Below are 12,095 nucleotides of genomic sequence, written 5' to 3'. Positions count from 1 at the left end.
GCCCACCGTGACGGTGACGGTGCTGCCGGCCTCGGCCGAACCGGTGAGGGTCGGCGTCGTGCTGTTGCTCAGCGCCGTGGTGACGGTCGGCGCATCGGGCAGCGTGGTGTCGATGGTCAGCGATTGGGTGCCCGGCGCCGAGACATTGCCCGAGGCATCGGTCGCCGTGGCCGAGACCGGGTTGGCGCCGTTGGCGTTCAGGCTCAGCGAACCGGCGGTCGGCGTCGCCGTGGCGAGGTCGATGGACCAGTTCCCGCCGGTCGCGGTGGTGGTGTAGGTGGCGCCGCCCACCGTGACCGTCACCGTCGCCCCGGCTTCGGCCGTGCCGGTGAGGGTCGGGGTGGTGCTGTTGCTCAGCGCCGTGGCGACGGTCGGCGCATCGGGCAGCGTGGTGTCGATGGTCAGCGATTGGGTGCCCGGCGCCGAGACGTTGCCCGCGGCATCGGTGGCGGTGGCCGAGACGGGATTGGCGCCGTTGGCGTTGAGGTTCAACGAGCCAGCGGTCGGCGTCGCGGTGGCGAGGTTGATGGACCAGTTTCCACCCGTCGCGGTGGTGGTGTAGGTCGCCCCACCCACCATGACGGTGACGGTGCTGCCGGCCTCCGCCGCGCCCGCAACAGTCGGGGTCGTGCTGTTGCTCAGCGCCGCACTGGTCACCGCCGGAGCATTGGGCGCCGTGGTGTCGATGGTCAGCGACTGCGTGCCAGGGATCGAGGTGTTGCCCGCAGCATCGGTGGCGGTGGCCGAGACGGGGTTGGCACCGTTCGGGTTGAGGCTGAGCGAGCCGATGGTTGGCGTCGCCGTGGCGAGGTCGATGGACCAACGCCCACCCGTCGCCGTCGTGGTGTAGGTAGCGCCGCCCACCGTGACGGTGACGGTGCTGCCGGCCTCGGCCAAGCCGGTGAGGGTCGGCGTCGTGCTGTTGCTCAGCACCGTGGTGACGGTCGGAGCGTCCGGCGCTGTCGTGTCGATGGTCAGCGACTGCGTGCCCGGCGCCGAGACATTGCCCGAGGCATCGGTCGCCGTCGCAGAGATCGGGTTGGCGCCGTTGGCGTTGAGGCTGAGCGAGCCGGTGGTCGGCGTCGCCGTGGCGAGGTCGATGGACCAGTTCCCGCCGGTCGCGGTGGTGGTGTAGGTGGCGCCGCCCACCGTGACCGTCACCGTGCTGCCGTCCTCCGCCGTGCCGGCGAGGGTGGGAGTCGTGCTGTTGCTCAGCGCGGCGCTGGTCACCGCCGGAGCGCTAGGCAGCGTGGTGTCGATGGTCAACGATTGGGTGCCGGCGGACGACGTGTTGCCCGCCGCGTCGGTGGCGGTGGCCGAGACGGCGTTCGTGCCATTGGCGTTGAGGTTCAACGAACCGGTTACCGGCGTCGCGGTGGCAAGGTCGATGGACCAGTTTCCGCCGGTCGCCATGGCGGTGTATTTCGCCCCACCGACGGTGACGGTGACGATGCTGCCGGCTTCCGCCGTGCCGGTCAGGGTCGGCGTCGTGCTGTTGGTCAGCGTCGCCGAGGTCACCGAGGGCGCGGTGGGCGCGGTGGTGTCGACAGTCAGCGTCTGCGTCCCCGCCGACGACACGTTGCCGGCGGCATCGCGCGCCGTGACCGAGACGGGGTTGGCGCCGTTGGCGTTGAGGCCCAGCGTGCCCGAGGCCGGAGTGGCCGAGGACAGGTCCACGCTCCAGGCGCCGGATCCCGACGCGGCCGTGGTGTAGGTGGCGCCGCCCACCGTGACGGTGACCGTGCTGTTCGCCTCCGCCGTGCCGGCGATCACCGGAGTGGTGCTTTTGGTCAGGGCCGCCGAGGTCACCGAGGGCGCGTTCGGCGCGGTGGTGTCGATGGTCAGCGTCTGCGTCCCCGCCGATGACACGTTGCCTGCGGCGTCGCGCGTCGTGACGGAAACGGCATTGGTCCCGTTGGCGTTGAGGCCCAGCGTGCCCGAGGCCGGGGTGGCCGTGGCGAGGTTGACGCTCCAGGCGCCGGTTCCCGCAGCCGCCGTGGTGGTGTAGGTGGCGCCGCCGACCGTGACGGTGATCGTGCTGTTCGCCTCCGCCGTGCCGCTGATGGTCGGCTTCACGGCCTTGGTCAGGGCGGCGCTGGTCACCGCCGGGGCGTTCGGGGCGGTGGTGTCGATGGTCAGCGTCTGCGTCCCCGCCGACGAGACGTTGCCCGCGGCGTCGGTCGCCGTGACGGACACGGGGTTGGTGCCGTTGGCGTTCAGGCTCAGCGTGCCCGAGGCCGGGGTGGCCGAGGACAGGTTGACGCTCCAGGCGCCGGTCCCCGACGCGGCCGTGGTTGTGTAGGTCGCCCCACCCACCGTGACGGTGACCGTGCTGTTCGCCTCCGCCGTGCCGGTGAGGGTCGGCGTCGTGCTGTTGGTCAGCGCCGCCGAGGTCACCGCCGGAGCGTTCGGCGCCGTCGTGTCGATGGTCAGGGTGAAAGCGGTGGATGCCTGGGAGGTGCTTCCCTCGCGGGTGGCCGTCGCGGTCAGGGTGTGGCTACCCTGTGCGAGGGTGCCGGTCGGTGTGATGGTCCACTGCCCGTTGACCGCGGTGGCGGTGCCGATCGCCGTGGCGCCCCGGTACAGCACCACCGTGGCTCCGGACGCGGCGGAGCCGGTGATGACGGGAGTCGTGCTGTTGGTGATCCGGTCGCCGGCCACGCCGCTGTCGGACGCGGCGGCAAGGCCAAGGCTGCTTGGCGCGCCGGGCGGCGGGGGCGCCTGCAGGTAGACGACCATGTTGCCGCCATTCCCGATCACGAGGTCGAGGTCGCCATCACCGTCGATGTCCAGGAGGGTTGGCCGAACCTGATAGTTGTGGGATTTGAGGCCGAACGGGTTGGTGCCGACCAGCGTGAAGCTGGGCGCCGCCGTCGTTCCGACGTTGCGGAAGACCACATCGTCCCCGTTGTTGTTTCCGATGATGGCATCGAGGTCGCCGTCACCGTCGATGTCCGCGAAGACCGGCCGGACTTCGCCGCCGATGTTTGCAAGGCCCAGCGGATTGTTGCCGGCCAGCGTGAAGCTGGGCGCTGCAGTTGTCCCGACGTTGCGGTAGAAGTTGACGTTTCCGTACATGCCGCCGACGAAGAGATCGAGGTCGCCGTCGCCGTCGATGTCCACAAACGTCGGAGCTGCATAATTGTTCTGGCCGATGCCGAACGGGTTGGTGCCGACCAGCGTGAAGCTGGGCGCTGCCGTCGTTCCGACGTTGCGATAAAAGATCGTGTTGCCGTAGGCGTTGCCGATGAAGACGTCGAGGTCGCCGTCGCCGTCGATGTCGGCGACGGTGGGCACGGCGTAGGAATAGGAGCCGACGTTCCCGAGGCCGAAGGGGTTGGTGCCTTCCAGCGTGAAGCTGGGCGTCGTCGCCGTCCCGACGTTGCGATAGAGGATCGAGTCGCCGCTCTGGATGCCGACCAGCATGTCCAGGTCGCCGTCGCCGTCGATGTCGGCAAAGGTCGGCGTGGCACCCGCCCCGGCGTTGGCGAGACCGAACGGGTTGGTGCCCAGAAGGTTGAAATAGGGGTCGGTCTGGTTGCTCACCGGCTGGCTGGTCAGCGTGGCGGTGCCGTTGCCCGCGACGTCCCGCGCCGGCGCCGTCTGCGGTGGGGTGTAGTCCACCGTCACCGTGTCGGTGCGCAGGACCGCGTATTCCAGGGTCAGGGTGACGACCGAACCGGTGATGGCGACGTTGGTCACGCCCACCGTCGCGCCGCCCGCCTTCACCGTGAAGGCTGAGGCCGCAGGCTTGGACATCAGGTCCAGCGCCTCGGAGTAGCTCAGCGTCAGGACGGCGCCGTTCACCGTCGCCGAGGACAGGACCGGCAGCGTTGTGTCGATGGTGACGACCAAGGTCTTGGACGGTGCCGAGGTGCCGTCGCTGTTCCGGGTCTTCGCGGTCAGGGTCCGCGCGCCGTCGGCCAGCGGGGTGGCCGGCGTGATGGTCCACAGCCCGTCGCTGCCGGCGGTGGTGGTCCCCAGCGCCGTCGCCCCGTCGTACAGCACCACCGTCAGCCCGGCCAGCGCCGTGCCGGTGATCGTCGGGGTCGCGTCGCCGGTGAGCCGGTCGCCGGCCACGCCGAAATCCGACGCGGGGTCGAGGGTCAGCCCTTCCGGCGCGTCGGGCGGCGGCACCTGCCGCGACACGATCAGGTCGCCGTCCGCGTTGCCGGTCAGCGCGTCGAGGTCACCGTCGCCATCGATGTCGGCGAACACCGGCGTCGCCCGGTTCCCGACGTCCTCGAGCCCGAAGGGGTTGGTGCCGACCAGCGTGAAGCTGGGGTTGTCGCTGTAGCCGACGTTGCGGTAGACGATCGTGTTGCCGTCCGGGGTGCCGATCAGCAGATCCAGGTCGCCGTCGACATCCACGAAGGACGGCATGGCGCCGCCGGTCACGCTGCCCAGCCCCAAGGGATTGGTGCCTCCCAGCGTGAAGGTGGGCGCCGCCGAGGTGCCGGCGTTCCAATAGAGAACCAGGTTGCCGGCGCCGTTGCCGATCAGGACGTCGAGGTCGCCGTCGCCGTCGATGTCCGCGAAGGTGGGCGCCGCGGCGGTGCCGACCCCGCCGAGGCCGAAGGGATTGGTGCCGACCAGCGTGAAGCTGGGCGCCGTCCGGGTGCCGACGTTGCGGTAGACGACGATGCCGCCGTTCTGATTGCCGATCAGCGCGTCGAGATCGCCGTCGCCGTCGATGTCCGCGAAGTTGGTCGAGGCGTTCGTGCCGACGCGGCCCAGGCCGAAGGGGTTGGTGCCGGCCAGCGTGAAGGTCGGGTTCGTCCGGGTGCCGATGTTGCGGTAATAGAGCGTATCGCCGGCGGCGTTGCCCACCAGCACGTCGAGGTCGCCGTCGCCGTCCAGATCGGCGACCGCCGGCCGGGCGTTGCTGCCGCTGTCGCCCAGCCCCAGCGGGTTGGTGGAGGGCGGCAGAAAGTTCGGATCGCCCGGCGTGTTGTTGACCACCGCCCGCCCGGTCAGCGCGCCGGCGCTGTTGCCGGCGGCGTCTTGGACCGGGTTCGACGAGGGCGGCGTGTAGTCCACCGTCACCGTCTTGTAGCGGACGACCTCCTTGGCGAGGATCACGTTGACCGTCGAGCCGCTGACGTAAAGGCTGCTGATCTCGACCGCGACGCCGTTCACCTTCACCGTGAAGGCGGACTTGTCCAAGGCGACGCTGAACATCGCCTCCGAGTAGGTCAGCGTCAGCGCGGTCCCGTTCACCGCCGCCGACACCAGCGTCGGAGCGGACAGGTCGATGGTCACGACCAGCGCGCCGGAGGCGGAGGAGGTGCCGCCGTTCTGGCTGGTCTTGGCGGTCAGCGTGTGGGCGCCGGCGCCCAACGTGCCCGTCGGGGTGATCGTCCACTGCCCACCACTGCCCGCCGTCGCGGTCCCGATGGCGGTGGACCCGTCATACAGCACCACGGTCGAACCGGCGACCGCCGTGCCGGTGATGGCCGGTCGGGTGTTGTTGGTGATGCGGTCGCCCCGCACGCCGCTGTCCGTATCCCAGCCCAGCGTCAGCCCGGTCGGCGGAGCGACGGGGGCCGGGCCGTTCCAGTAGGCGACGATCCTCCCCCCCTGCTCGCCGACGATCGAGTCGAGGTCGCCGTCGCCGTCGAGGTCGACGAAGACCGGCCGGGCGTAGCTGCCGCTGTCGGCGAGGCCGAAGGGGTTGGTGCCGAGCAGCGTGAAGTTCGGGTTCGTCCGGCTGCCGATGTTGCGGTAAACGACCGTGTCGCCGGCGTTGGTGCCGATGATGGCGTCGAGATCGCCGTCGCCGTCGATGTCGGCGAAGGTCGGCGAGGACATGTTGATGCTCTCGCTGCCGACCTTTCCGAGGCCGAAGGCGTTGACGCCGACCAGCGAAAAGCTGGGCGCCGTCCGGGTGCCGACGTTGCGGTAGACGTACAGGTCGCCGCTGCCGCTGCCGATGATGGCGTCGAGATCGCCGTCGCCGTCGATGTCGGCGAAGGCCGGCTTCGCGTAGAAGCCGGTGCTGCTGAGGCCGAAGGGGTTCGTGCCGGCCAGCACGTAGCTGGGGGCGGTCGCCGTGCCGACGTTGCGGAAATAGAACAGGTAGCCGCGCCCGGTGAGCGGGGAACCGTTGGTGCTGTTCGCGGAATCGCTGCCGATCAGCAGATCGAGGTCGCCGTCGCCATCGAGGTCGGCGAAGGCCGGCGACGACCAGCCGCCGACGTTGCTCAGGCCGAAGGGGTTCGTGCCGGCGTGGGTGAAGGACGGCCAGTCGCTCGTCCCGACGTTCCGGTATAGCGTGATGCCGCCATTCACATCGCCGATCAGGGCGTCGAGATCGCCGTCGCCGTCGATGTCGACGAACACCGGGGTGGCCTGTCCCGCCACGCCGGAGGGGCCGACTTTTCCGATGCCGAACAGAGCGGTGCCAAGCAGCGTGAAGTTCGGATCGGCCATGGTCGTGTTTCCCCTCGGTTAGGACGGTCAGGATGTGCGAGGGCTCTCCGAGCGGCGGAGGCCACGGTCAGTGTTCAAAGTCTGGAGTTCTGGGGTGCTGGGAACGGGTCCGTTCCGCTTATGCCGCCGGGCTCCGGCGCAACAAGATCGCAGTCTTCAAAGTAAAACTGAACGGATTACGAGACAGGTTCTTTAAAAAATACGGCTTCATTTCACTTATTCTCTGATCTTCGTAGAGAATTATGCCAAACCCGCGACTTTCAGCTGCATGGCGCACACCAAAAGTGGCGGTTTTGGACGATAGTGAAGAAGCCGCACCAATCACATGGACAAAAGGTGACGTGGATCTGACCGATTTCTGACCGGCTCGACGGAAGGGGCCGTGACGGCGGCCCCGCAGGCTCATGCCCTTAATAGGGTGGGCGCGGCGGGAATCCGGTGGTCCGCCACGATGCGGAGGCGGGCGGCGAGCCGGGCGATGACCGGATCCCAATCGCCGGGGCGTTCCTGCCGGAACAGGCGCATGGTCGGGTACCAGGGCGTGTCGTCTCGGCCGATCAGCCAGCGCCAGCAGGCGTCGAAGCGCGACAGCACCCAGACCGGCTTGCCCAGACCGCCAGCGAGATGGCACACCGACGTGTCGACCGAGATGACAAGATCGAGCTGCGTGATCAGGGCGGCGGTGTCGGCGAAGTCCGTGACGTCGTCCATCCAGTCGGTCAGGTCCATGCCGGGCGGCGGCATCCCGGCCTGGGCCGCCGGAGCGCCCTTCTGGAGGCTGATCCAGGCGATTCCCGGCACGGAGGCCAGCGGAGCGAGCGCCGCCAGCGGCAAGCTGCGCCGCCCGTCCACCGCGTTGGCGCCGAGGTGCGCGGCATGCGAGTCCCCGGCCCAGACCAGCCCGACCTTCAGTCGGCGCTCTCCGACCCGGTGTTCTCCCGTCAGGCGCTCCCGCCAGCGCGCCTCGTCGGCCGGCGCCGTGCGCAGATAGGGAACGGCGGCCGGGATGGTGTCCAGCGTCGTCCCGAACAGGCGCGGCAGGCTCAGCAGCGCGACCACGGCATCGCAGGGCGGCGGCGGTTCGTCCGACCGGTGGACCGCGGACACGCCGGGCATCAGGGAGACCAGCCGGACCAGCGACGGCTGCACCTGCGCCTCCACCCGCGCGCCGCGCGCGGCCAGCAGCGGGGCGTAGCGGATGAAGTGCAGCGTGTCCCCCTGTCCCTGCTCCGCGGTCAGCAGGATACGTCGGCCCGCCGGGTCGGTGCCGTCCCAGAGTGGAGCGTGATCCGGCGTCCTGGCGCCGCCCATGCGCCAGCGCGCCTCGTAGAGCCGCCAGCCGCGCGCCAGATCGCCCATCGCCAGCAGGTTCAGCGACAGATTGAAGCGGCCCACCGCTCCACCCGGGTCCAGCCGAGCGGCACGCCGATTGTAATGGGCGGCAATTTCCGGATGCTGCAGCGCGTGCAGGCCAAGCGCCAGATTGATCCAGGGTGTGGCCTCCCCCGGCGCCAGAAGCACGGCGCAACGGCCATGGGCGACCGCCGCGTCGAAGTCGCCCAGCATGGTGGCGACCACGCTGCGCATGGCGTAGGCGTCGGCGTTCTGCGGATCGATCCGGTGCAGCCGACGGATCAGACGCAGCACCTCTGAAAAACGGCTGAGGCGGAAGGCGGTGCCGGCCAGCGCCCCGATCGCCTCCGGGGACGCCGGATCGAGCGCCAGGCTCCGCTGCAGAATGCCGACTCCCTCTTCCCGCGCCCGGGCATCGCCCCGCACCCGGTCCCCGTCCGTCAGGGCCGTGCCGAAGGCGACCAGCGCCTCCGGGCGGGCCGGGGTCAGCCGGACGGAGCGGAGCATCGCCCTCAGCCGGACCTCGTCGAGCGATTCGGCGCCGGCCAGCCTGGCGAGCCAGTCCCAGCCGGTGGGAAAGGCCGGGTCCACCGCCAGCGCCCGCAAGGCCAGACGCAGCGCCGCCCGCGGACAACCCTGCCCAGCGAACAGGACCGACCGCGCGCAGAGTGCCTGGGGATAATCCGGGCGCAGCGTCAGAGCCCGGGCGTTGACCGCCGCCGCCGCGCCATCCTGGCCGAGCGTGCGCAGCCCCTCACCCAGATTCATGTAACCGGCGGCGTGGCCGGGCGCTTGGACGATGGCGCATCGGTGACGGCGGACCAGGGACAGCGCCCATCGTTTGTCCGCCCATCGTTTGTTCGTGGGTGGGGCGGGGATACCGGTCTTCAAATCGGCCGTATGGTTCGCCGGCATGATCTGGTCCACCGCTGGAGGGAGGGGAGCGCTCAATTCGGGTCGAGGACGATGCCGTCGCGCAACGCGTAACCCACCCGCGGGATGGTGGTCACGGCGAGAGGAATGCCGGCGGAAACCTCGACGGTGCGGCGCAGGCGGCGGATCGCGGAGTCCAGGATCTGGCGGTCGCTGAATTCCGGATTGTGCCCGAGCGCGGCCAGCAGGTCGTCCCGCGGCGCGGCGTTGGGCGCGTGCAGGGCGAGCGCGGCCAGGAGTCTGGTTTGCTGATCGGCGAGACGCACGACCTGCAGGTCCGGACCGACCAGCAGGTGCGAGCGCTGCTTCAGCAGCCAGACCGGTGCGGCACCCTCGGAGGCCGGGGCTTCCACGCTCTTCCCGGCGGCTTCCATGCGGCGACGGCCCTTGACGGCAAGACCGCGGATCGCCGCGATCAGCTCGTGCGTGTCCACGGGCTTGACGAAATAGATGTCAGCCCCAGCCTCGTACCCCGCCACCCGGTCGCTGGTGGTGCCGCGAGCGGTCAGCAGGATGGCCCCGATCCCCAGGGCGGTGACGTGTCCAAGCACCTCCAACCCGCTTTCATCCGGAAGGTTGACGTCGATCACCGCAACTTCCGGTCGCACTGATAAAGAACCTTTGTAGAAACTGAGCGCATCCGCAAAAGCACGGACATGAAAGCCGGCCCCATCGAGACAATCAGCAAGGGCATCTCGGAAATCTTCGTCGTCTTCCACGAGGAAAACCGAAACGTCATCGGGCGTCATAACCGTCCTTTACGCGACGAGCACCTTGTGGAAGAAAGTGCGGAGGAAAGACGATACTGTCTCTACGGCATTGCTCGCGAAAGGGGCAATAGGAATTAAAGCGAGACTCGGGTCAACAACCGCCCGAGGGTGCCGCACCCGGTGACATGGAACGTACCGACACGACGCAATCCCGATGTGGCACAATTTCGATACGGCATGGCGGCCGGCACAGCAGGCGGTATAGAGGGCGGGCCCATGCATCTGGACGGCAACACACTTTTCGCCATGACCGGAGTGATGATTTTCCTCTCGGCTCTGGTGGCCACGCTTCTCTACAAGCTCAACACCTCGGTGCCCGGTCCGCGGGGCTGGGCGTGGGGCAACATCCTGGTGGGGGTCTTTTTCCTGCTGCGGATGCTTCCCGCCCCGGTGCCGGAGTGGCTGAGCATCGCCGTCGCCAACGGCATTCTCCTGCTGGGCCAGGGCTTCACCTACATGGGAATGCGGCAGTTCGTCGGCCTGCCGCCCCTTCCGGCCGTTCCGTATGTCGCGGCTCTTCTGGTGGGGACGCCGCTGCTCTGGCTGCTCGACGACGGCAACGCGCGCGTCGCTCTGGTCAGCACCGGGCTGCTCGCCTTTTCGGTCGCCACCATCGCCGCTCTGGTCGGACGGTCCGACGGCAGCGTGATCGGCCGGCGGTTGGTGATCGGCCTGTTCGCCGTCAACGCGGTGATGCTGACGTTTCGCATCGCCATGGCTCTGGGCAGTTCGATCAACATGGTGCCGAACAATGGGGGTGGCGGTGGCACCATGGCGCTGGTTCTGTTCGTCTGGAACATCCCCTTCGTCTTCATCGGCTGCGCCGGAATGGTGCTGATGGTTGCCGAGCGGCTGGCCTCGCAGGAGGCCCGGCGCGCCGAAGCCTTGGCTGGCGAGGTGCGGGAACGCGAACGCGTTGCCCGGCTGCTGACGGAGAGCGAGCGGCAATTGAGCGATCTGGTCAGTTCCTCGCCGCTGCCGATCCTCGTGGTGTTTCCGGACAGCCTGACGGTCGCCTTCCTGAACCAGCGGGCCGCGGACCTGCTCGGCCCCATCCAAGGGACCGCCATCGGCGCCCGGCTGCCCGATCTGATCGACCTGGGCGCGGTGGGAGAGCCCGAAACCATGCTTCAGGCCCGGAGCCGTCCGCCGGGCGAGCCATGGGAGGCTGAAACGTTGGCCCGCCTGCCCGACGGACGGCGGCTGTGGCTGCGCGTGTCCGCCGCCGCGGTGGGATTCGCACGGCGCGAAGCGCTGATCGTCAACCTCAACGACATCTCCGTTCACAAGGACCTGGAACAGAGTCTGGACGCCGCGCGCCAAAAGGCCGAGACGGCCTTGGAGATCCAACGCAACGCCATGGCGGAGCAGCGAAACTTCCTGGCCATGGTGTCGCACGAGTTCCGCAACCCGCTGGCCGTCATCCACGTCGCGGTGGATGATCTGACCGGAGCGGGCGGCGAGTTGGCGGGACGAAGCCTCGACAAGCTGGCGCGCATCCGACGCGCAGCGCAGCGCATGCGCAAGCTGGTCGAGGACTGCCTCGCCGAGGATTGGCTGGAAGCGGCGAGCCTCACGCCGGCCCTGCAGCCGTTGGACACGGCGGACCTGACACGGTCGCTGTGCGCCGATTTGGCTTTGCTGCACCGTCATGCCACCTTTGCCGTCCATCTGCCGAGCGAGCCGGCGACGGTCATGGCTGATCCATCACTCCTGTCGGTGGCTCTGTCGAACCTGATCGACAACGCGGTCAAGTATTCCCATCCCTATGAGGTCACCGTGACCCTGTCGGTGGAGCGCGGCACGGTGCAACTGCGCGTCCACAATCCGGGTGCAGCGATCCTGCCGGCCGATCTGGGCCACATCTTCGAAAAGTTTTACCGATCACCCAACGTCGGGCGGCGCGCCGGAGCAGGACTCGGTCTCTATCTTGTCAAACGCATCATAGAGGCTCACGCCGGGCGCATAGAGGTTGACAGCCGCGACGGTGCCGGAACCGCGTTCACCGTGCAGCTGCTCCCAGTCAATCCGGTGCGGGAAAAGAGCCTCCCGAACCCACGTCAAACCGCCATGAATGCGACCGTTGCCTCGGTTGAGATGGTCCACATATCCGGAACGACCGGATGAACTTGGTTGTCCAGCGAGGACCGACGGCCCCGATGATGGCGAAGCGGAAGCGGTGTTCTGGAGAGCCCAAGGCAAAAGCGAGGCTGCCCTGGGCCAGCCATCCGGACGATAAGAAAGGTCTGCACGGCCAGTCCGGGCGGTCGATACCTTAACAAGCCAGCCTTGAGCCCACATTAATGCCTGTAAGCGGACCACAACGGCGGAAAAATAGCGTTCCTCGGTGCCAGAGCCCTCGATTTCGACTGAAAGGGCGGAAATATGCAGCAGCCTTGGTGCTAAAACGGCACAATTCACCCCCAAAACCGGATCCAACATCCGAAATTGTCGACGAGGCTGGCGATGCGGCCTCATGACCCGAAGCGCCTTGCCCGGACCCAGGGCCTGGAAACGCGAAAGGCCGGTTCCGAGTGGGAACCGGCCTTGGCGAACAGGTGATTTGGTTGCGGGGGCAGGATTTGAACCTGCGACCTTCAGGTTATG

4 protein-coding genes are annotated in these 12,095 nt (G+C 68.4%); 1 reads left to right on the top strand and 3 read right to left on the bottom strand.

Annotated elements, in window-relative coordinates; all coding sequences use genetic code 11:
* The 3 genes from Q4I23_RS24515 to Q4I23_RS24505 form a co-directional block, all read right to left on the bottom strand.
* Positions 1 to 6,432: Ig-like domain-containing protein (locus Q4I23_RS24515; RefSeq protein WP_498527943.1), on the bottom strand; the 6,432-nt coding region annotated here is incomplete at its 3' end.
* A gap of 402 nt (positions 6,433 to 6,834) precedes the next feature.
* Entirely contained in the window at positions 6,835 to 8,700 is a 1,866-nt protein-coding gene (locus Q4I23_RS24510) for a tetratricopeptide repeat protein (RefSeq protein WP_498527942.1), read from the bottom strand.
* A 32-nt stretch (positions 8,701 to 8,732) separates the two neighbouring features.
* A complete protein-coding gene (locus tag Q4I23_RS24505) occupies positions 8,733 to 9,467 on the bottom strand; it encodes a response regulator transcription factor (protein ID WP_498527941.1) in 735 nt (244 codons plus the stop codon).
* A 129-nt stretch (positions 9,468 to 9,596) separates the two neighbouring features.
* On the opposite strand from Q4I23_RS24505, the gene Q4I23_RS24500 reads away from it, so the two are divergent.
* A complete protein-coding gene (locus Q4I23_RS24500) occupies positions 9,597 to 11,615 on the top strand; it encodes a sensor histidine kinase (protein ID WP_498527940.1) in 2,019 nt (672 codons plus the stop codon).
* The last annotated feature ends 480 nt before the right edge of the window (positions 11,616 to 12,095 follow it).

The organism is Azospirillum sp. UFLA03-27, from assembly GCF_059803775.1.
This window is presented reverse-complemented; position numbering and strand designations above follow the sequence as displayed.

Coding starts and splice junctions, on each gene's coding strand:
- Q4I23_RS24505 (WP_498527941.1), bottom strand. CDS start 9,467: ATGACGCCCGATGACGTTTCGGTTTTCCTCGTGGAAGACGACGAAGAT.
- Q4I23_RS24510 (WP_498527942.1), bottom strand. CDS start 8,700: ATGCCGGCGAACCATACGGCCGATTTGAAGACCGGTATCCCCGCCCCA.